Annotated in this window: 18 protein-coding genes; 6 read left to right on the forward strand and 12 right to left on the reverse strand. The window is 65.5% G+C overall.

Translation table 11 applies throughout. From position 1 onward, the window contains the following. Positions 1 to 38: 38 nt before the first annotated feature. Genes ACSFA3_RS03335 through nth form a run of 3 tightly spaced genes read left to right on the forward strand, consistent with a single transcriptional unit; the run spans position 39 to position 2,324 of the window. Positions 39 to 305, forward strand: a complete 267-nt coding sequence (locus ACSFA3_RS03335) for a helix-turn-helix domain-containing protein (RefSeq protein WP_435503969.1) — start codon at positions 39 to 41, stop codon at positions 303 to 305. Next, entirely contained in the window at positions 302 to 1,678 is a 1,377-nt protein-coding gene (locus ACSFA3_RS03340; protein WP_435503970.1) for a type II toxin-antitoxin system HipA family toxin, read from the forward strand. Before ACSFA3_RS03335 ends, ACSFA3_RS03340 begins: the two co-directional genes overlap by 4 nt. Positions 1,679 to 1,682: 4 nt before the next feature. Next, the gene (nth, locus tag ACSFA3_RS03345) at positions 1,683 to 2,324 is read left to right on the forward strand and encodes an endonuclease III (RefSeq protein ID WP_435503971.1); all 642 of its coding nucleotides are present in this window, start codon (positions 1,683 to 1,685) and stop codon (positions 2,322 to 2,324) included. Here nth and ACSFA3_RS03350 read toward each other — a convergent pair. The 7 genes from ACSFA3_RS03350 to ACSFA3_RS03380 form a co-directional block, all read right to left on the reverse strand. After that, entirely contained in the window at positions 2,285 to 3,574 is a 1,290-nt protein-coding gene (locus ACSFA3_RS03350) for a cytochrome-c peroxidase (protein WP_435503972.1), read from the reverse strand. The two genes, nth and ACSFA3_RS03350, sit on opposite strands and share 40 nt — an antisense overlap. Continuing rightward, entirely contained in the window at positions 3,571 to 5,004 is a 1,434-nt protein-coding gene (locus ACSFA3_RS03355) for a metallophosphoesterase (protein ID WP_435503973.1), read from the reverse strand. Before ACSFA3_RS03355 ends, ACSFA3_RS03350 begins: the two co-directional genes overlap by 4 nt. Positions 5,005 to 5,098: 94 nt before the next feature. Next, positions 5,099 to 6,025: a DUF995 domain-containing protein gene (locus ACSFA3_RS03360; protein ID WP_435503974.1), complete on the reverse strand. Its 927-nt coding sequence runs from the start codon at positions 6,023 to 6,025 to the stop codon at positions 5,099 to 5,101. Between the two features lie 110 nt (positions 6,026 to 6,135). Continuing rightward, on the reverse strand, positions 6,136 to 6,711 hold the full coding sequence (locus tag ACSFA3_RS03365; protein WP_435503975.1) for a histidine phosphatase family protein: 576 nt from the start codon (positions 6,709 to 6,711) through the stop codon (positions 6,136 to 6,138). Further along, complete coding sequence (gene cobS, locus ACSFA3_RS03370) at positions 6,708 to 7,514, reverse strand: adenosylcobinamide-GDP ribazoletransferase (RefSeq protein ID WP_435503976.1); 807 nt, start codon at positions 7,512 to 7,514, stop codon at positions 6,708 to 6,710. The genes ACSFA3_RS03365 and cobS overlap by 4 nt, the downstream gene beginning before the upstream one ends. After that, entirely contained in the window at positions 7,511 to 8,548 is a 1,038-nt protein-coding gene (gene cobT / locus ACSFA3_RS03375; protein ID WP_435503977.1) for a nicotinate-nucleotide--dimethylbenzimidazole phosphoribosyltransferase, read from the reverse strand. The genes cobS and cobT overlap by 4 nt, the downstream gene beginning before the upstream one ends. After that, a complete protein-coding gene (locus ACSFA3_RS03380) occupies positions 8,548 to 10,005 on the reverse strand; it encodes a cobyric acid synthase (RefSeq protein WP_435504949.1) in 1,458 nt (485 codons plus the stop codon). Before ACSFA3_RS03380 ends, cobT begins: the two co-directional genes overlap by 1 nt. A gap of 254 nt (positions 10,006 to 10,259) precedes the next feature. Between ACSFA3_RS03380 and ACSFA3_RS03385 the strand changes: the two genes are divergently transcribed. Beyond that, positions 10,260 to 10,520, forward strand: a complete 261-nt coding sequence (locus ACSFA3_RS03385) for a hypothetical protein (protein WP_435503978.1) — start codon at positions 10,260 to 10,262, stop codon at positions 10,518 to 10,520. Here the strand turns inward: ACSFA3_RS03385 and ACSFA3_RS03390 are convergent. The 4 genes from ACSFA3_RS03390 to ACSFA3_RS03405 all read right to left on the reverse strand — a co-directional run bounded on the left by ACSFA3_RS03390 (position 10,517) and on the right by ACSFA3_RS03405 (position 17,481). Beyond that, on the reverse strand, positions 10,517 to 11,935 hold the full coding sequence (locus tag ACSFA3_RS03390) for an efflux transporter outer membrane subunit (protein WP_435503979.1): 1,419 nt from the start codon (positions 11,933 to 11,935) through the stop codon (positions 10,517 to 10,519). The genes ACSFA3_RS03385 and ACSFA3_RS03390 overlap by 4 nt on opposite strands. Positions 11,936 to 11,937: 2 nt before the next feature. Then, a complete protein-coding gene (locus tag ACSFA3_RS03395; protein WP_435503980.1) occupies positions 11,938 to 15,156 on the reverse strand; it encodes an efflux RND transporter permease subunit in 3,219 nt (1,072 codons plus the stop codon). A gap of 20 nt (positions 15,157 to 15,176) precedes the next feature. Beyond that, complete coding sequence (locus ACSFA3_RS03400; protein WP_435503981.1) at positions 15,177 to 16,418, reverse strand: efflux RND transporter periplasmic adaptor subunit; 1,242 nt, start codon at positions 16,416 to 16,418, stop codon at positions 15,177 to 15,179. A gap of 148 nt (positions 16,419 to 16,566) precedes the next feature. Continuing rightward, positions 16,567 to 17,481, reverse strand: a complete 915-nt coding sequence (locus ACSFA3_RS03405; RefSeq protein ID WP_435503982.1) for an alpha/beta hydrolase — start codon at positions 17,479 to 17,481, stop codon at positions 16,567 to 16,569. 176 nt (positions 17,482 to 17,657) lie between these two features. On the opposite strand from ACSFA3_RS03405, the gene ACSFA3_RS03410 reads away from it, so the two are divergent. Then, positions 17,658 to 18,575, forward strand: a complete 918-nt coding sequence (locus tag ACSFA3_RS03410; RefSeq protein WP_435503983.1) for a LysR family transcriptional regulator — start codon at positions 17,658 to 17,660, stop codon at positions 18,573 to 18,575. A 108-nt stretch (positions 18,576 to 18,683) separates the two neighbouring features. After that, on the forward strand, positions 18,684 to 18,857 hold the full coding sequence (locus tag ACSFA3_RS03415) for a hypothetical protein (RefSeq protein ID WP_435503984.1): 174 nt from the start codon (positions 18,684 to 18,686) through the stop codon (positions 18,855 to 18,857). Between the two features lie 12 nt (positions 18,858 to 18,869). Here the strand turns inward: ACSFA3_RS03415 and ACSFA3_RS03420 are convergent, their stop codons facing one another. Beyond that, positions 18,870 to 19,931: an aminotransferase class I/II-fold pyridoxal phosphate-dependent enzyme gene (locus tag ACSFA3_RS03420; protein WP_435503985.1), complete on the reverse strand. Its 1,062-nt coding sequence runs from the start codon at positions 19,929 to 19,931 to the stop codon at positions 18,870 to 18,872. Between the last annotated feature and the right edge of the window lie 67 nt (positions 19,932 to 19,998).

A 19,998-nucleotide genomic window follows, 5' to 3' on the forward strand; every position in this document is an offset into this window, starting at 1 on the left:
AATAGTAATCTGGCATTACCACTCCAAGGTAGTAGCTTGTGCAATACCCCCTCGAAACCAGCCAGCAGCTGAGCACTCTGCTCCGTTCGCTGCGGCAGTCTCGCCACCTCACGCAGGCAGAACTCGGCGAACGGCTGGGCGTGAACCAGAAGCGCGTCGCCCGCATCGAGTCGGCTCCGGGCGTGACCAGCTTCGACCAGATCTCCCGCCTCGTCGCGCTCATGGGCCATCGGCTGGTGCTTGAAGAAATGCCGGCCACCGAGGCGATGCGTGCCGAACCTTCATCTGGAGGAGCCTCATGGTGAGCCCAAAGAAACGCGGCCGCGGCGCCCGCCATCCGCATCCGCTGGTGGTTTGGGCCAACGGGCAGATCGTCGGCGAATGGGCGGTGCGCGAAGGCGAGCATCGCTTCCAGTACGCGGACGAATGGATCGCCTCCCCGGCCGCGCGCCGGCTGTCGCTGTCGCTGCCGTTGACGCCCGGCAACGTGCCGCTGCGTGGCCCGGTCGTGCAGAACTATTTCGACAATCTGCTGCCCGACAACGACAGCATCCGGCGTCGGGTGCAGGGCAGGTTCGCCACCGCGAGCACCGACGCATTCGACTTGCTGACAGCCATCGGCCGCGAATGCGTGGGCGCGGTGCAGTTGCTGGAGCCCGGCATTGAGCCGGTCGGCTTCGACCGCATCGAGGCCGAAGCGCTCGACGACGCCGGCGTCGAGCGCGCGATCGACGCAGCGCTCGCCACCGGTCGCGTGCCGGGCCAGCGCGACGACGACGAATTCCGCATCGCCATCGCCGGCGCGCAGGAGAAGACGGCGCTGCTGCGGCGCGGCGACGCCTGGTTCCGCCCGCTCGGCGCCACGCCGACCACGCACATCCTCAAGCTGCCGCTCGGCCTGGTCGGCAACATGCAGGCCGACATGCAGCAGTCGGTCGAGAACGAATGGCTCTGCTCGCGCGTGATGACGGCCTTCGGCCTGCCGACCGCGCATTGCGACATCGCCACCTTCGGCGAACGCAAGGTGCTGGCGGTGCGCCGCTTCGACCGCGTGCTGCAGAACGCCGGAACCGACGCCGAATGGATCGCCCGTCTTCCGCAGGAAGACTTCTGTCAGGCGCTCGGCATGCCCGGCGCACAGAAATACGAGACCGACGGCGGCCCCGGCATGCGCGACATCCTGCGCGTACTCGACGCCAGCGCGAACGCGTTGGCCGACAAGACCGCCTTCGTGAAAGCGCAGATGATCTTCTGGCTGTTGGCCGCGACCGACGGACACGCGAAGAACTTCTCGATCTTCCTGGAGCGCGGCGACGGCTACCGGCTCACGCCCTTCTACGACGTTTTCTCGGCCTGGCCGATCATCGGCGATGGCGCCAACCAGCTGGCCAGACAGAAGGCCAGGCTCGCGATGGCGCTGCGCGCCAAGAGCGCGCACTGGGGCCTGACCGACATCCAGGCGCGGCATTGGGACGGCGTCGCGAAACAGGCAGGCCTGGGCGATGCGCGCGCGCTGGGCGACGAGATTTCCGCCCAGCTGCCGGACGTGCTGCGCACCGTCGAGTCGGAACTGCCGCCGGGCTTCCCGCCCGCGCTGGCAGAGTCGATCTTCGACGGCATGACGACGACCGCGCAGCGCCTTCAAGGCAACGAACCCGCCCCTCTGTCCGCTTTGTGACGCCATGAAAAAAGACGCCATCGAATCCTTCTTCGCCTTGCTGCAGGCGGCCAACCCGACACCCGAGACCGAACTCCAGTACGACTCGCCGTTCGAGTTGCTGGCTGCAGTGCTTTTATCCGCGCAGGCGACCGACATCAGCGTCAACAAGGCGACGCGCAAGCTCTATCCGGTGGCGAACACGCCGCAGGCGATCCTCGATCTGGGCATCGACGAGCTGGAGAGCTACATCAAGACCATCGGCCTGTACCGCAGCAAGGCGAAGCACCTGATGGCGACCTGCCGGATGCTGGTCGACCTGCACGGCGGCGAGGTGCCGCGCCAGCGCGCGGAGCTCGAGGCGCTGCCGGGCGTCGGGCGGAAGACAGCGAATGTCGTTCTGAACGTGGCTTTCGGCGAGCCTACGATGGCGGTCGACACGCACATCTTCCGCGTCGGCAACCGCACCGGACTGGCGCCGGGCAAGACCCCGCTGATCGTCGAGCTGAAGCTGGAGAAACGCGTGCCGCCGGCCTACCGTCTGCATGCGCACCACTGGCTGATCCTGCATGGTCGCTACATCTGCGTGGCGCGCAAGCCGCGCTGCTGGGAATGCGCGGTAGCGGCCTATTGCGACTTCAAGCCCAAGACGCCGGCGCCGACGTAACGCTTGTCGGTCAGCGTGCCGAGGAACGCGACGAGCGCATCGATATCGGCTTCGCTCAGTGCGGGCGTGCTGCCGACGCGGCGGTTGAGCGGCGTGCTCACGATGTTGACGTTGCCGCGCATCGCTTCGGGAAGGTCGTCGAAAACCGGATGCTTGCCGTACCAGTCGGCCGGCGCGGTCGATCGCGTGGCGTAGAAGCGCACGGCATCGCGCAGCGAGGTGAATACGCCGTTGTGCATGAAGCGCTGGCGCACGGCGACGTTGCGCAGGCTCGGCGTGCGGAAATAGCCGCACCACGCTTCGCTCTCCGGCCAGCGGCGCGCTTCGGCGGTGCGGCACAGGCCGAGGTCGAAAGCATCGGGTCGCGCATTCGAGGGCAGTTTCCGGTTGCGCGGCACGCCCAGGGCTTCGTAGCCGAAATCGGTGAACAAGGATCGCGCCGGATTGTTCGAGGTCACGCTGACGCTGTGGCACGACGCGCAATTGCCCTGGTCCGGATTGCGAAAGATCGCCAGTCCGCGGCGTTCCTCCAGACTCATCGACGGCTTCCCACGCAGCGATTCGTCGAAGCGCGAATCGAACGGCGAGAGTTCGTCGCTCTGCAGGTACGCCTCCAGGCTGCTCCCGAACGCCTTCATCGCACGCGACGGGTCGTCCAGCACGCCGACGCCAAACTGCGCCTCGAAAGCTTTTCGATAGCCGGACTCGTTCAGCCGCCGGGCCGCCGCACGGGCGGTGCCGAGATTCATCTCGTGGCGGGCCAGCAACGGCTCCTTTACTTGCTGGGCAACCGTGTCGGCGCGGCCGTCCAGCATCAGGCCGCCGAAGGGTGCGGGCACTTGCGCGTCATCGTCCTGGTAGAAATAGAGCGGCGGAAGGTAGCGTGCATAGGTCAGCGAAGGCGGGTTGCGCGTGCCGAGCCGGCTGCGGATGCTGCCGCCGGCCACGCCGTCGCGGCCGCCGTTGAAGCTGGAGAACGCCTGGGCCGGGTCATGACAACTCGCGCAGCTGGTGCCTCTGGGCTGCGACAGCCGGATGTCGCCGAATAGCTGCCGACCGAGCGCGATTCGCTCGGGAATCGGCTGCGCAAGTGGGCGAGCGGCGGAAACGATGGCAGCGTACTGCGGCGTGTCGCCGACATGGCCGACGAGCCGAGGCACATCCGCAGCGACCGTTTCGGCGCACGCCGTCCCGGTCGCCAGCGCAAGAACGACCCAGACCAGGCCAGCGCATCCGCCGCGCAACGTCATGGCGCGAGGAAGCCGGTCTTGTCGCAGCTGATCTTCGAGCCTGCTGGCACGCACGTCGTCAAGAGCTTGCCGTCGCGGGTATACGCCTTGTAAAGCCAGACCGAGCCGCTGCGCTCCATCATCATGAAGCCGAAGGTGTTGGTGTGCGTGATGCGGTCGAGCACCACGCCCGGCGCTGGCGTGAGTCCGGCAGGGAACGGATCGGGCAGATTGACGTCGACGTTGTCGCCGCCGTTGCCGGTAACGAACGTGGCGGGATGCGCGCTGCTGAAGTTGAGGGCCTGGAAGTCGTGCACATGGCCGTGCAGCGCGATCTTCACGCCGTCCGGGTAGTAGGCCACCGGGTTGAGCGACCGCATCACCGCCTGCAGCCCGTTGTTGCCGGGCGCCGGCGAGCCGCCGGCGATCGGCGCGAAAGCCAGAATCGGATGGTGATTGGCGAACAGCGAGGTTTTCGTGGTGTCGGCCACCAGCTTCGCCACCGTGCGGAACTGTGCCTGGTAGATCGGGAACTTGAAGTCGCTGGCGCCGAACGCAGCCGTGCCCGCCTTGGCCGAATCGAAGATCACGACCTGCGTGTCCGCGCCCAACGCGACGGTGTATGGATCGCTGAAATTGGCCGCGTTGTCGTTGGCCGGGCTGTCGCAGCTGAGCGTCGCGCCGTAGCTGCGCACATCGAGAAAACGCATCCAGCCCTGGCCGGCGCGCGCGCATTCCTCATGGTTGCCGCGCGCAAAGACCCAGGGCGCTGCCGCCAGCAGCGATGCCGCCGGCTTGAACAGGTCGGCCTCCCAGGTGTCCCAGCCGTAACCCCAGGCGCTGTCCTTGCACCCGGCGATGTCCTGCGGGCAGGCGTTCTCGCGGTAGTGGTAATCGCCGATGTGCATCACCAGATCGGGTTTCATTGCCGCAACCGTGGCTGCGATGGTCGCGAACGGCCACGCGATGCCGTCGTTGCAGGCCTGGAATGCGTTGTCGGCTTTCTTCATGCGGCAGCCGGTGTCGGCCAGGACGGCGATGCGCTGCGGTTCCGACTTCGGCAGCGGAAGCAGTCGGCCGGCGACGCTCACGGCCGTGGCACCGGGTTTCACGACGGTTTCGCATGTCGTGACCGGAAAGGCCGATGGCTTGGAATCCGCGGCGTCGCTCGCCGTCGTGCGTTGTGCCGGCGTACCCGCAGCAGCACGCAAGGTCATGACGGCGGCATTGGCATCCACGGCGATCGTCGGGCAGGTGTCGGCCGATGTGATGGCACGCGCAATGGTCTGGCCGTTCGGACCGATCTCGACCCACGCCGCCTTGACGCGAACGTCTGCGGTGTCGCTGACGGAGGTGCCGCCGTCACCGCCGCATGAAGCGAGGATTGAAGCGGCCGAAACGGCGGAAAGGGCCAGCAGCGCCTGGGTGGCGCGTAAGGAGGAGCGTTGCATCGGGAGGAGCCTGTTGGAGTTGTGATTGGAGCCCGCCGGATGCTGGCAGCGGTGTGTGACGCGACCGTGTCGGCATTGCAGCTCAGCCAGGTCCCTATCCCTTCACAGCGCATTGCGCTGCATTTCCCTTCACGAGTTTGACGCAGCGCTCGAACGGATAGGTACCGCCATCCTTGATCGCTCGAATTCGCTCCTCTATTTCCTGGGCCGACCTGTAGCCGAAGTAGTAATCGAATATCTTTCCATCCACGACGATTGCCGTCTGGGAGGAGCCGCGATTACCTGCGCCTGCTTCGTCCAGCGCAGTCTTTAGCGGCTTGACCTTGTCTGGCAGGAACATCGAACTCGGAACCGGTGAAACAACGGTTTTCACGACATGGATGAATTCGAAATCCATGTATATCTTCATTTTCTCGAGCTTTGGCAATTCGAGCCCACGCCATGAAACGCACGGCGGGCAATCGTTGCCGCCCATGTAGATCATCTTCACGTCTCTCGCCTGCCCAGGAGAAAGCACCGTAGAGGAATCGATTGCATTCGCCGTCAACGCTGTCGATGGCACAACCCCCGCATTCGGGACAACACGCAATTGGCCATAGCTTTTATCTGCGTTATTCGCGAGATTCTTGGGAGCGAGGTAGTACGCTTCGTCAAATCTATAGATCGCGCGACACCAATTCTCTTCGGACTTTTTCCAAAGGATTTCGACGCAGTACAGGCCGTCGTTTGAGATCCTCCATTTACCTGTTCCTGTGGACACGCCACCAGCGCCGTGGGATGTCGCGACAAAGGTGCCATCGGCCGCGTTGACCCAGTCGCGCGTATTTCCGGTGCTTACCGCGATGGTTTCGATCGTGGCGCCAACCGGCAATAAGGAATGCGCATCCTCCGAAGACAGACGCGGGGCCCCGCCGTCGATCAGAGACTGGATCTTGATGACGGCCAAAGCTGCGCTGGTCATGCTTGCCGACGTCATCAAGCAGGCGAAAACGAGGAAAAGCCTGGAGAATAGAAATTTCATGCTTGCCTTGAATCGTCTTCCGCCAGCACCATGCTGCAGCGTCAATTGCTTATATCTGAGCGGCAACAAATCTGCAGTAGCTCTTTCAGCGTAATTTAATAGCTCTTCGGCTATGTCGAACGACCTGCATTCCGGAATTCGACCTGGGTCAACTCCCCAAATCCGATTGCAAAGCTTGGCCACGCTGCCGCATTCGAAGGACACCGAACGCCCGATTGAAGCAACGTCACCGCCCGAATCACCCCCGCGTGCGTCACCCAGAGCGCATCGCGCGCCGACACGCGCCATTCGTCCCACCCAGCGCCGACGCGCGCCATGAATTGCCGCGTGCTTTCGCCGTTGCCACCCACACGGCCATCCGCAAAATCACTCATCCAGGCGTCGAACTCGGCACGATCGATCTCGGCCCAGTGCCTGCCTTCCCAGTTTCCGAAATCCATCTCGGCCAGCCGTGGATCGCAACGCGCGGCTGGCAGATCGGGACGCAACGAGGCGACCGCCTTCGCCAGCACGGCACACCGCCGCAGCGGCGAACTGAAGATGTCGATGCCGGCAGGAATCAGCGGCGCAACCGCTTCCGCGACGGACCGCGTCGCCTCGTCGGCGCAAGCCAGATCGGTCCGGCCGTAGCAGAGGCCGGGCGAAGCCAGCACCGGCGCATGCCGCAGCAACCAGAGCGTGCTCACCAGATCGCTGCCAGCGCCAGGTAGACCGCGAGCTCGCTCAACTGCTGCGTGGCACCGAGCCCGTCGCCGGTGAAGCCGCCGAGACGGCGCCGCAACAGCCGCCCCATCGAGAGCGTCGCCAGCGCCGCCGCGCCCAGTGCTAGAAGCGCCTGTTCAGGCCCGAAAACGACCGACAGCAGCGCCAGCGCCGGCAGCGACCATGCCGACGCTACCGCCAACGACGCCCCGCTGACGGCGTCGGCCATCGGCTTGGCCTTGCCGCCCTCGCCGCCCACGTAAGGCAACCAGCGCATGACCAAGAGCGGCGCGAGGCGCGACAGCACATGCGCAGCCAGCACCGCCGTACAAGCCAGCCATGCGCCGTCGTCCGCCCCGGAATAGGTTTCCGTGTCGACCAGCGTCGCCAGCAGCGCCACCTTGAGTCCCAAGGCAAGCACCAGTGCAATCGCGCCGAAAGCGCCGATACGCGAATCCCTCATTATTTCCATGGCGCGCTCGCGGTTCGCCGATCCGCCCAGGCCGTCGACCACATCCGCGAGACCATCTTCATGAAATGCACCGGTCAGCATCACAGTCACGGCGGTGCACAGGATGGCGGCGACCAGCGGCGGCCACAGCATCAGCGCGCCGGCCATCGCCGACGCGCCGACCGCGCCCACCACCCAGCCGACAGCCGGGAAGAACGCCGCGCTCGCACGCAACATCGCCGGGCTGTAGCCGACCCATACCGCAATCCGCCCCGTGACGGGAATCCGCGTGAAGAACTGGAGCGCCAGCAGGAAGTGGCGTACCGCCGTACTCACTCGGCGCCCTTCCTGGACACGCCTGCAGCCTCGAAGCTCGCCATCTCGCGCAGGATCAGGCAGGCCGATTCGAGCAACGGCCAGGCAAGCGCGGCGCCCGAGCCTTCGCCGAGGCGCAGACCGAGTTGCAGCAGCGGTTCCAGCCCGAGGCGCTCCAGAAGCAGCAGATGCCCAGGTTCGGCCGACGCATGCGCGGCAATGCAGCGCTGCACGACATTCGGCTGCAGCGCCTGCGCTACCAGCACCGCGGCGCTGGCGATGAAGCCGTCGACGACGATCACGCGCCGCTCCTGCGCGGCCTGCAACACCGCGCCGACCAGCGTGGCGATTTCGAAACCGCCGAATGCAGCCAGCGCATCGAGCGGTTCCTTCGCTTCGGCATGCAGCTTCAGCACTTCGCGCAGCACGGCGATCTTCCGGATGCGGCCGTCGACATCGAGGCCCGTGCCGATGCCGGTGCACAGATCGATGTCGATGCCGCAGAGCCGCGACAACAGCATCGACGCGGAGGATGTGTTGCCGATGCCCATTTCCCCAAGCAGCAGCGCGTTGCCGGGCAGCGACCGCACCAGCGCGATGCCGTTGCCGACAGCTTCGGCGCACTGGTCGGCGGTCATGGCCCGTGCGGTCGATGCGTCGGCCGTACCGTGCGCGATCTTGCGGACGACGAGGCGTTCGCATGGCGCGAAGTCGCGTCGCACGCCGCAATCGACCACCGTCAGCGCGAGCCCGTGCTGCCGCGCGAGCACGCTCACGGCGGCGCCGCCGGAGAGAAAGTTCTCGACCATCTGCCAGGTCACGTCGCTCGGGAACGCCGATACGCCGCGTGCCGCCAGACCGTGGTCGGCGGCGCAGACCAGCATCTGTGGAGACTCCAGTACCGGCGCTTCGGTGCCGAGGATGCCGCCGATTCGCAGCGCGAGCGATTCGATGCGGCCCAGCGCGCCAAGCGGCTTGGTCTTGTTGTCAAGCGCGGCCTGGATGCGCGCGTCCAGCGCTGCGTCAGCGATGTCTTCGACGGCAGGAATGTTCATCATTTGGGGTCCGATGCCACGAGCGCATCGAGTACGCCGGGCGAGAAATGGTTGTCGATGAAATCGGCCAGGCCGTCGAACACGGCATCGAGCGTCGGCGCCTCTGCACCGAAGAGCGCTCTCAGCACGCCTGCGTCCTCGAACATCCCGTGCAGGTAGAGACCGAGCACGTTTCCTGCCTCGTTCTGCCAAGCCAGGCCGTCGGGCATGACGGCATGCGGTCGGTCTCCGGCTTCAGCCATGGCGGCATGCGCGGCGGTCTGGCCGTGATGAATTTCATAGCCGCCGACGGCGACACCGGTCAGCGCCGTCCAGGCACCACGCATCGCACCGAAAGTGGCCCGCCGATGGCAGACCGTCTTGTCCTCGGCAAACACGGTGACCAGCGGCAGCAGGCCGAGCCCGGGCGCGTTGCCGTCGATGCCGTGCGGATCGATCAGCGCTTCGCCAAGCATCTGCAGGCCGCCGCAGATGCCCAGCACCTGTCCGCCCCGCGCCGCGTGCGCAGCTACCGCGCGGTCCAGGCCCTGCTCGCGCAGCCAGGCCAGGTCGCCGCTGGTGTGCTTGGACCCGGGCAGCACGATCCAGTCGGCATCGACGAGGTCCGCAGGATTGCGCACCCAGCGTAGACGCACGCCAGGCAGGTTCTTCAGCGGTTGGAACTCGTCGAGGTTGCTGATGCGCGGATAGGCAATGACCGCGATGGTCTTGCTCCTTCCCCCCCCGGGGGAAGGTTGGGATGGGGGCGAGCGGTCGTCGAAGACGCCGTCTTCCTCCGGCAGACCGTGCTGCCACCACATCGGCAACGTCGCCACGGTGGGCACGCCGGTGAGCGCCTCCAGTTGCTCCGGCGCCGGCGAAAGCAGCGATGCGTCGCCGCGAAACCGGTTCAGGACGAACCCATGCAGAAGCGCCCGGTCGGCCTCCGGCATCAACGCCCAGGTGCCGTAGAGATGCGCGAACGCGCCGCCGCGGTCGATGTCGGTCACCAGCAGGCAATGCGCGCCCGCATGCCGCGCCACGCGAAGGTTGACGATATCGCTGGCCATCAGGTTGATTTCGGCCGGCGAACCGGCGCCTTCGATCACGACGACATCGTTCTCCGCGCGCAGCGCGTCGAGCGACTGCGCGATCTGCGGCCACACCCGCTCGCTGCGTCCGCGCCACGGCAACGCCGTCAGCTCCGCGCTGACTTTTCCCATCAGCACGACCTGGCTGTGGGTGTCGCGCTCCGGTTTGAGAAGCAGCGGATTCATGCGCACGTCGGGCACGGCGCGCGCAGCCAGAGCCTGGAAATACTGCGCGCTGCCGATTTCTCCGCCGGCAACGACGCGCGCGTTGTTGCTCATGTTCTGGGCCTTGAACGGCGCGACCCTGAAGCCCTGGCGGGCGTAGTAGCGGCACAGCGCAGTCGCCAGCCAGCTCTTTCCGGCGCCACTCGTCGTTCCGAGAACCATGACGCAGCGGGCAAGCGCGGCGCTGTTATGGCCGGTCGACGCCGAACCGTCCTTGTCGTTCTTCCCGTTTTTTTCGCTCATTTCGACCATTGTCCCTGACCGATTTCCGAAGGTAATCGCCGGACTACAGTAAAAAGTCGCAAATCGCTACCCCGCGCAATGGAGGCACCGCAAGATTTTCGCCTCGCAGGCAACATACTTTAGTTCTACATATGCGCGATACACAACACCCTTCAGAACGCCCGGAGCTGGCTTTGCGAGTCGACGAACGGCCCACCGGCCAGTTCTTCTGGGTGATCCTGTCCGCCGAACACGGACAGCATTTCGAGCTGCCGGAGGCGCTGTATTACCGCCCTTATCGCACCGCAGCCGAGCCGCAGAACGTCTACTGGAATGCACTTGTTCTCGGCATGGCGGAACTTCGTCGTCTGCTTTCCAGGAGCGCGGGCAACGCTGCGTCGCCTCCCGCTCCTCCTACAGATGCAGCCAACAGCAAAGCGTTCCATGGCGCCTAGATCGACCAACCGCCACCGAGTGCGCGAATCAGCCCGACCGTCGACTGGTACTGCGCAGACCGCACCTGCAGCGCCTGCCGCCGGTTGCGCAGTTCGCTGCGGCGCGCGTCCAGCAGATCGAGCTGGCTGACCATCCCGTTGCGGTAGCGCACGTCCGAAAGTGCCGTCGCGCGCCGGGCCGAAGTCACGGCTTTTGCCTGAACCGACGATTGCTGGTCGAGAAGGCGCAACGACGAAAGTTCGTCTTCCACCTCCCTGAACGCCACCAGCACCTGATCGCGGTAGTTTGCCAAGGCGCCATCCAACTGAGCCGAAGCGCTCTGCACGCCGGCCTCGCGGCGACCGCCGTCCAGCAGCGGCAGCGACAGCAGCGCGCCGATGCCCCACGAGCGTGCCGACCACTTGAACAGATCGCCGAGGTCCGGCGAAGCGAAACCGCCCGCGCCGGTGAGCGAGATGCTCGGAAACCAGGCCGTCTGCGCAATGCCGACGCGGGCCTGCGCAGCCATCACTGTCTTCTGCGCCGCCGCCACATCGGGCCGGCGAGCCAGCACAGTCGAGGGCACACCCGCAGGGATCGACGGCAATGCGGTTGTCCATTCGCCGGCTGCGAGGGTGAAGTCCGATGCAGCATCGCCGGTCAGGACGGCGAGCGCATGTTCGATCAGTGCGCGCTGACGGTCGAGCGCAAGCGCATCCGACTCGGTCGAAGCCAGTTCGGTCTGCACGCGGGCGACGTCGAGTTCGGCCAGGTCGCCCGCGCGTTCGCGGCGTTCGGTGAGATCGAGCGTGCCGCGATAGGCGACAACGGTCTCGCGCATTAGTTCACTCTCGGCATCGATGGCGCGCAGCTGGAGATAGCGCTGCGCGACCTCGGCCTGAACGATCAGCCGGGCACTTTGCAGCAGCGCCTCGCGCGAAGCAGCGTCCAGCGCGGCGGCGTTGCTCGCGCCTGAAAGCCGGCCGAACAGGTCGAGCTCATACGACACATTGGCACCGGCGTTCAGCAGCGTGCCGGGCCGGCCGTCGTTGGTCCGGTCGATGCCGGCCGCGCGGTTCGCACCGGCGCCGACGCCTGCCTGAACGGAACGGTTGGCATCCACCGTACGGGCCAAGGCGCGCGCCTCGGCCAATCGCGCCGCCGCCTGCCGGATGTCGGTGTTGCGCGCAGCCGCGCGCTCGACCAGCGCATCGAGCGCCGGATCGTTGAACGCGCGCCACCAGTCGCCGGCGACCTGTACCGGCGCAGCGGTGCGGCCGGCCTGCGCGGTCGTCAGTTCCTTGAATTGCCGGGGTGTCTCGGTTTCCGGCGCGACCGATGCCGTCGACGCGCAACCGGCCAGCACGAGCGCAGCCACCAGGGGAAGCCAGGCCGCGCGCAGCGTCCGGGCCGAAGAGAAATTCACCATGTTCATGATCAGATTCCTTGATTCGACAGATCGCCCGGCGGTGCGAATGCCTCCACGTCATGCGGCACCTCCCCATGCTGCTTCAGCGGCTTGTTGCCGGCCAGCTTGCGCAGCGCCACATAGAACACCGGCGTCAGGAACAGGCCGAAGGCCGTCACGCCGATCATTCCGGAGAACACCGCCACACCCATCGCGCTGCGCATCTCCGCGCCGGCGCCGGTCGAAAGCACCAGCGGCAGCACACCCATCACGAAAGCCAGCGAGGTCATCAGGATCGGGCGCAGACGCAAGCGGCTGGCTTCGATGGCGGCCTGCACCGGCGTGCGACCGGCGAACTCCAGCTCGCGGGCGAATTCGACAATCAGGATCGCGTTCTTCGCGCTCAGCCCGACCAGAACGATCAGCCCGATCTGCGTGAAGACGTTGTTGTCACCTCCCGATATCCATACGCCGGTCATCGCGGCGAGCAGGCCCATCGGCACGATCAGAATGATCGACAGCGGAAGCGTCAGGCTCTCGTACTGTGCAGCCAGCACCAGGAACACCAGCAGGATCGCCAGCGGGAAGACGAGGAACGCGGAATTGCCGGCCAAAATTTCCTGGTACGTCAGCTCGGTCCATTCGTAACTGATGCCCTTGGGCAGCGTCTCTGCGGCGATGCGTTCGATTGCATCTTGCGCCTGGCCAGATGACACGCCGGGAGCCGGGCCGCCATTGATGTCGGCGGAGAGATAGCCGTTGTAGCGCATGGCGCGCTCCGGTCCGAAGCTCGCGTTGACCTTCATCAGCGCCGACAGCGGCACCATCTCGCCGGTCGTCGAACGCACCTTGAGCAGTCCGACGTCTTCGGCGCGGGCACGGTAAGGCGCATCGGCCTGAACGCGCACACTGTAAGTGCGACCGAACTTGTTGAAATCGTTTGCATACAGGCTGCCGAGATAAATCTGCATCGTCTCGAAGATGTCGGTCACCGGTACGCCGAGCTGGCGCGCCTTGGTGCGGTCGATGTCGGCGTAGAGCTGCGGCACGTTGACCTGCCAGCTGGTGAACATGCCGGCGAGCTCGGGCGACTGGCGCGCCTTGCCCATGAAGGCCTTGACCGCCGCATCCATCTGGTCGTAGCCGAGCGAGGCGCGGTCTTCCAGCTGCAGCTTGAAGCCGCCCGTCGTACCGAGCCCGGCCACCGGCGGCGGCGGGAACATCACGATGAACGCATCCTGGATGGTGCCGAAGGCCTGGTTCAGCTGACCCGCGACGGCACCGCCGCTCTGGTCTTTCTTCTTGCGCTCGGCAAACGGCTTGAGCGTGACGAAAACCACACCCGAATTCGAGCTGTTGGTGAAGCCGTTGATCGACAGGCCGGGGAACGCGATCGCGTCTTCCACGTTCGGGTTTTTCTTGACGAGCTCGCCCATGCGATGGATCACGTCTTCGGTACGGTCGAGCGTGGCGCCATCCGGCAGTTGCGCGAAGCCGATCAGGTACTGCTTGTCCTGCGCGGGAACGAAACCGCCCGGCACGACCTTGAAGAGACCGAATGTGACGCCGACCAGCGCGAGGTAGATCACCAGCATCAGCGTCTTGCGCGAGATCACGTTCTTGACGCCGCCGCTGTAGGCCTCGGAACCGCGATGGAACAGCTTGTTGAAGCCGCGGAAAAGCCAGCCGAATGCCTTGTCCATGCCGCGCGTGAGCGCATCCTTCGGCTGGTCGTGGCCGCGCAGCAGCAAGGCGGCGAGCGCGGGCGACAGCGTCAGCGAATTGATCGCCGATATCACCGTCGAGATCGCGATGGTGACCGCGAACTGCTTGTAGAACTGCCCGGTCAGCCCGCTGATGAAAGCCAGCGGCACGAACACCGCGACCAGCACCAGCGCAATGGCCACGATCGGCCCCGACACTTCGCGCATCGCCTTGTACGTCGCTTCGCGCGGCGACAGGCCGGATTCGATGTTCCGCTCGACGTTTTCCACCACCACGATGGCGTCGTCCACCACGATGCCGATCGCCAGCACCAGCCCGAACAGCGAGAGCGCGTTGATCGAGAAGCCCAGCACGTGCAGCACCGCGAACGTTCCAACCACCGACACCGGCACCGCCAGCAAAGGAATGATCGATGCGCGCCATGTCTGCAGGAACAGGATCACGACCAGCACCACCAGCGCGATGGCTTCGAGCAGTGTGTGGATCACGGATTCGATCGACGCCCGCACGAACTGCGTCGGGTCGTAGGCGATGCGGTACTCGACGCCCTCGGGCATGCTCTTGGCGAGGTCGTCCATCGTCGCGCGGACGTCGCGCGAGATGTCGAGCGAATTCGAGCCCGGCGACTGGAACACGCCCATGCCGACGGCTGCATCGTTGTTAAGCAGCGAGCGCAACGAATAGTCGGCCGCGCCCATTTCGAGCCGGCCGATGTCGCGCAGCCGCGTGACCTGCGTGCCGCTGCCATCGGTGCCGGTCTTGACGATGATGTCGCCGAACTCTTCTTCGCTCTGCAGGCGGCCCTGCGCGTTGATCGACAGCTGCATGTCGACGCCGTTGAGCCCCGGCGAAGCGCCGACCACGCCGGCGGCGGCCTGGATGTTCTGGCCGCGGATCGCTGCCACCACGTCGCTCGCCGAAAGCCCGCGCTGCGCGACCTTCTGCGGATCGAGCCAGACGCGCATCGCATAGTCGCCACCGCCGAAGATCTGCACCTGACCCACGCCGCCGATGCGCGCCAGCCGGTCCTTGACGTTCAGCACCGCGTAGTTGCGCAGGTAGTTGATGTCGTAGCGGCCGTTGGGCGAAACCATGTGCACGACCATCGTCAGGTCGGGCGCGCTCTTGATGGTCGTGATGCCGAGCCGGCGCACTTCCTCCGGCAGGCGCGGTTCGGCCTGCGCGACGCGGTTCTGCACCAATTGCTGCGCCTTGTCCGGATCGGTGCCGAGCTTGAAGGTGACGGTCAGCGTCATGACGCCGTCGGTGGTCGCCTGGCTGCCCATGTAGAGCATGCCTTCGACGCCGTTGATCTGTTCCTCGATCGGCGTTGCGACGGTTTCCGCGATCACCTTCGGATTCGCACCGGGATATTGCGCGCGGACGACGACCGAGGGCGGTGCGACTTCCGGGTACTCGGAGATCGGCAGACTGCGCAAGGCGACGAGTCCGGCGATGAGCATCAGCACCGACAGGACGCCGGCGAAGATCGGCCGGTCGATGAAGAATTTGGAAAAGTTCATGGTGACTCTCGGTCAGCAGATCAGGAGTTGGAGGCGAGCTTTGCCGGGGCCGGCGCGGCGGTGGGCGCCTTCGCTTCCATCGGCACCGGCTGCGGTGTCACCGCAGAACCGGGGCGCACATGCTGCAGGCCGTTGACGATCACGCGCTCGCCGGTCTTGAGGCCGGCGCTCACGACGCGCAGCCCGTTGGCCGGCGCGCCGAGCGTGACTTCGCGGTACTCGGCCTTGTTGTCGGCGCCGACGACCAGCACGAACTTCTTGCTCTGGTCGGTGCCGATGGCACGCTCGCTCACCAGGAAGACCTGGCTGCTGTGCGCCTGGCCCATGCGGATGCGGGCGAACTGACCGGGAATCAGGGAACCGTCCTTGTTGTCGAAGGCGGCGCGCACGCGAACGGTGCCGCTGCGTGCATCGACCTGGTTGTCGATCAGCTGCAGCTTGCCCTCGAACGGCGTGCCGTTGCTCGACGCGGTGCCCATCTGCACGGGAATGCGGTCGAGTTCGGTGCGGGAACCGTTGGCTGTCGCCGTGTCCTTCAGCGCGCGGCCGACGATCTGCTCGTCGGCATCGAAGCTGGCGTAGATCGGGCTGACCGACACCAGCGTCGTCAGCACCGGTGCGCCGGGCCCGGCCGACACCAGATTGCCGACCGTCACGTCGAGCCGTCCGACACGGCCCGCGACCGGCGCGCGAACCTGCGTGTAGCCGAGGCTGAGGCGCGCCGTCTGCAACGAGGCCTGCGCCGCGCGCAGGCTGGCTTCGGCTTCGCGACCGGCATTGACGCGCTCGTCGTACTCGCGCTGGGCGATGGCCTTTTCTTCCCACAGCCGGCGCGAGCGTTCCTGCTCGCTGCGGCTGAACGATGCGCGAGCCTGCGCGGACGCGACCTGCGCCTCGGCGCGGTCGACTTCGGCCGAATACGGCGCCGGATCGATGGTGATCAGCAGATCGCCCTTCTTCACCAGCGAACCTTCCTTGAAATGCACCGCCAGCAATGCCCCGGCGACGCGCGATCGCACGTCGACCCGTTCCACCGCTTCGAGCCGGCCGGAGAACTCGTCCCAGGCGGTGATCTCGGTCTGCGCGACCGTAGCGACGGACACGGTCGGCGCCGGTGGCGCGGCGGCAGGCACGCTGGCGTCGGCGCTCTGAAGCCCGAACAGCACGGATGCGACCGCGGCAAGGGCGGTCAGCGCCGTGATGGTCGGCCACACGCTTCGGCGCGCGACGGCGGAAAGCTGGTTGGTGAAGTTGTTGGACATGGTGGACTCCTCGGTGACTTGATGCGGAAATACAAAAAATGAAGGCGATGCGGCAGCGCGGGCTGCCGCCTGATCGGCTGGCAGCCCGGTGAGTCGAAGGTCGAAAAAGGAAACGCCCGAATCGGATCGGGACGCTTTCGTCAGGCGCCTATCGCGGCGGCTGCGTTGTCTCGAAGAACAGTCGGAACTGCTGCAGCACCGACGCGGAACATGGACATGCCGAATCGGCGGTAGCGGGATCGGAAAGCGCCTCGGGCCAGCCCTGGGCACTCGCAAGCACCTGGCTGCGCACCGGAATGCCGGCATCTTGAAGCCGCTTGGCGTAACTCAATGCTTCGTCGCGCATCGGATCGTCCTGTCCGGTCAGCACCAGCGTCGGCGCAAGGTCGGCCAGTCGACGGGCCGAGCCGGGAACGGCATACGGATGCTCCGCGTCGCGTGGGCACTTGAGGTAGTCCTTCCAGCCCTTGAAATACTTGCATTCGGTCACTTCCACGCTGTCGGGCGTGGCATCGCGCATCGACGCGGTCCCGACGCACGGGTCGAGCATCGGCGACAGGAGCAGCTGCCCGGCAAGCGGCGGATGGGCTCGATCGCGTGCAATGAGCGCGAGCGACGCCGCCAGGTTTCCGCCCGCCTCTTCGCCGGCCAGATAGACCTGCGCGCCCTTGCCGGCGAATTTCGCCCGTTGCTTGTAGAGCCAGCCGAGCGCTTCGTAGCCGACCTCGATCGCGTCCGGAAACGGATGCAGCGGTGCCAGCGGATAAGCCATCGAAACGACAGCCGCGCCGGCCTCGACCAGCAGGCGGGACACGCACCGCCCGTCGTCCAGGTCGCCGCAGGCGAAGTTGCCACCGTGAAAATGCAGCACCAGCGGCTGGGCGGGCGTGCCGGCCGGGACGCGACCCGTCCGGACACCGTAGGTCCGCGCCTTGACCGGCTCACGGCCCGGCAGCTCGATCACGATGTCGTTCTCGACCGCATGGAGTGCGGTCTGCGACGCAGCAGCGGCTGCCGGGCTGGCGGCTTTTTCGGCTGTGCGGAGCAATGAGATGTTTGACATGGTGGGTCTGCTTGGAGCGGTGTAGTAAATGTACGGGCCCGGGACGGTGGACGAACGCAGGCAAGTGCAGTGCACTGTTTCCACTCTGATCACAATCGCGTTCGTCGCCATGTGAGAATTGCTCTCATGCACCGCAAGGCTGCACCTACAAGAACGAGCGCAGAGGAACCGAACTCATGGACCAGATCCAGGCAATGCGGATCTTCGCCCGGGTCGTGGAGTCCGGCAGTTTCACGCGCGCGGCCGATTCGCTGGCGCTGCCCAAGGGCACGGTGACCAAGCAGATCCAGGCGCTGGAGGCCCGCGTGCGCGTGAAGCTGCTCAACCGCACCACCCGCCGCGTCACCGTGACGGCCGACGGCGCCGCCTATTACGAGCGCGCTTCGCGGTTGCTGGTCGATCTCGACGATCTCGATGCCAGCATGACCAACGCGCAGGCCACGCCGCAAGGTCGATTGCGCATCGACGTCGGCTCCGCAACGGCAAGCCTGGTCCTGATTCCTGCACTTTCGACCTTCTACGACCGCTTCCCGGACATCCAGCTCGACCTCGGCGTGAGCGACCGCGTGATCGACCTGGTCGCCGACAACGTCGACTGCGTGATCCGTATCGGCGACGTGACCGACCAGTCGCTGGTCGCGCGCCGCATCGGCCACCTGCCCTTCGTCGTCACCGCGGCACCCGGCTATCTGAAGCGGCACGGCGTGCCGGTGCATCCGCACGATCTGGAGAGCAAGGGACACCGGCTGGTGAACCAGTTCTCGGGCAGCACGCGGCGGATGTATCCGCACGAATTCAACAGGGACGGCGAACGAATCGAGCTGACGATGCCGTACAAGATCGCGGTCAACGAAACCACGGCGCACACCAATGCAGTGCTTGCGGGGCTGGGAATCTCGCAGATGGTCACTTTCATCGCGCAGCCGTACATCGAGGACGGCTCACTGGTTCGGATACTGCCGGACTGGACACGCGATCCGCTGCCGGTCTACGTGGTGTATCCACCGAACCGTCACCTCAGCGCCAAAGTCCGGGCGTTTGTCGACTGGGCGGCGGAACTGTTCGCGAAGCATCCGCATCTGCAACGCGAGTGATTCGCCACTGTCGGCATCGGCTGACGGTCGTCGGCGCTATCGCCTGAACCCTGCAGAGGCAGGCGCGACAGAAAAATCATCTTTTCAAATTTCAAGGAGATCGATTTCATGACAGCACCCGCAGAGCAGACGAGGTCCGGCGCGAACGAGGAACCGGAGATCACCAATGAGGAAGCTGTGCCGAACGACGGCAGAGATGTCGAGGGCGAGAAGATGATGAAGGAAGTGGTCAACAAGAAGCTGGAACAGCCGCCGGGCGAAGAGAAGGATTCGGCGGACTGAATTCTTCGGTGCTCAGCGCGGCGCGCTCCGCATCGCGGTTTCTAGGGCGCGCTGGGCAACGGGATTCGCGACGGCGAGACGAAAGTGGCCGGGTAGCCCGAACGACGTTGTATCTCGCAGCTTGATACCATGTGCGCGTAGGCGCATCGTGAGAGCGTCGGTGTCGGCTGGTTCGGGAACGCGTGCGCAGAAGAAGTTGGCGGTGCTGGGTAGCGGCATCCAGCCGAATGCTCGGCACATTGCAAGCTGATCGACTTTCCAGCGTCGAAGGGTCACCAGACTTTGGGACAGCCAGTTCTGGATTGCCGGCTGAATCCAGCGTTCGAGCAGAAGCAGGCCGTGGGCGCCCAGAGGCCAGGAGGGTGCGAGTTGGGTCATCGTTCGCAGAATGTCGCGCCGACTGGTGTGTAGCTCTTTCTTGTTAGTGTGGTCGATCTGCGGTGCTATTGCATACGCTGCCCGGACGCCTGTCAGTCCCAACGCCTTGTTGGGCGTCCATAGTTGCCATACGCGGTCACGCTGATGTTGAGCGATGCCGAGACTTCCCTGCAGACGCATGGGTTCGTAAGCGAGATCGAGCACGCAGGTCGCATCGGGATGAAGTGTGTCTATGACGCTGCCGATGGCATCGATGCCTTGGCCGAGTGGGCTGGAGGGATCGCACAGCCAGACCAGCGATGCGCCGTTTTCTTCGTCAGTCGACTTGAAGCCCCAGGCATCTGCGGCTCGTTTGTAGTCTCCGTAGCTGTGCTGCGGCAACGTCACCGTTCGACCGCCGTGGCGTGCGACGGCTGCGGTGATCCGGAAGATGAATTCGCTGGCGCTCGCCGCTATGACGATGCGGTCTGTCGTGACGCCGTGGAATGCTGCGAGTCGCTCGCGCAACGCTGTGTAGTGCGGATCGGGATAGTGCGCTGCGTCGACTGCTTGCAATGCGGCGACGACTTCTTCGCAGGGTCCGCAGGCGTTGCCGTTGGTCGAGAAGTCGTATGGCGCGGCGCCTTGGGCGTCGGGGCCGCCGTGGTCGGCGACTGGAACCTCATCGACGGGGGCGGAAACGATTGGGTATGTCAAGGTGTGATGTTAAGTGGAGCCTTTGAGCAGGCAGGATGGTCGCTATTGGGGGCCGCCCGGCAGGTGA

The sequence above is a fragment of the Variovorax glucosi genome (genome assembly GCF_051216695.1).
GTDB lineage: Bacteria > Pseudomonadota > Gammaproteobacteria > Burkholderiales > Burkholderiaceae_C > Variovorax.

What these genes read in the sequence shown, in the direction of transcription:
- ACSFA3_RS03395 (WP_435503980.1), bottom strand. Translation starts at nt 15,156, where the DNA reads ATGAACTTTTCCAAATTCTTCATCGACCGGCCGATCTTCGCCGGCGTC.
- ACSFA3_RS03360 (WP_435503974.1), bottom strand. Translation starts at nt 6,025, where the DNA reads ATGAAATTTCTATTCTCCAGGCTTTTCCTCGTTTTCGCCTGCTTGATG.
- ACSFA3_RS03405 (WP_435503982.1), bottom strand. Translation starts at nt 17,481, where the DNA reads ATGTCAAACATCTCATTGCTCCGCACAGCCGAAAAAGCCGCCAGCCCG.
- cobT (WP_435503977.1), bottom strand. Translation starts at nt 8,548, where the DNA reads ATGAACATTCCTGCCGTCGAAGACATCGCTGACGCAGCGCTGGACGCG.
- ACSFA3_RS03350 (WP_435503972.1), bottom strand. Translation starts at nt 3,574, where the DNA reads ATGACGTTGCGCGGCGGATGCGCTGGCCTGGTCTGGGTCGTTCTTGCG.
- ACSFA3_RS03355 (WP_435503973.1), bottom strand. Translation starts at nt 5,004, where the DNA reads ATGCAACGCTCCTCCTTACGCGCCACCCAGGCGCTGCTGGCCCTTTCC.
- ACSFA3_RS03410 (WP_435503983.1), top strand. Translation starts at nt 17,658, where the DNA reads ATGGACCAGATCCAGGCAATGCGGATCTTCGCCCGGGTCGTGGAGTCC.
- ACSFA3_RS03415 (WP_435503984.1), top strand. Translation starts at nt 18,684, where the DNA reads ATGACAGCACCCGCAGAGCAGACGAGGTCCGGCGCGAACGAGGAACCG.
- ACSFA3_RS03380 (WP_435504949.1), bottom strand. Translation starts at nt 10,005, where the DNA reads ATGGTTCTCGGAACGACGAGTGGCGCCGGAAAGAGCTGGCTGGCGACT.
- ACSFA3_RS03390 (WP_435503979.1), bottom strand. Translation starts at nt 11,935, where the DNA reads ATGAACATGGTGAATTTCTCTTCGGCCCGGACGCTGCGCGCGGCCTGG.
- ACSFA3_RS03400 (WP_435503981.1), bottom strand. Translation starts at nt 16,418, where the DNA reads ATGTCCAACAACTTCACCAACCAGCTTTCCGCCGTCGCGCGCCGAAGC.
- nth (WP_435503971.1), top strand. Translation starts at nt 1,683, where the DNA reads ATGAAAAAAGACGCCATCGAATCCTTCTTCGCCTTGCTGCAGGCGGCC.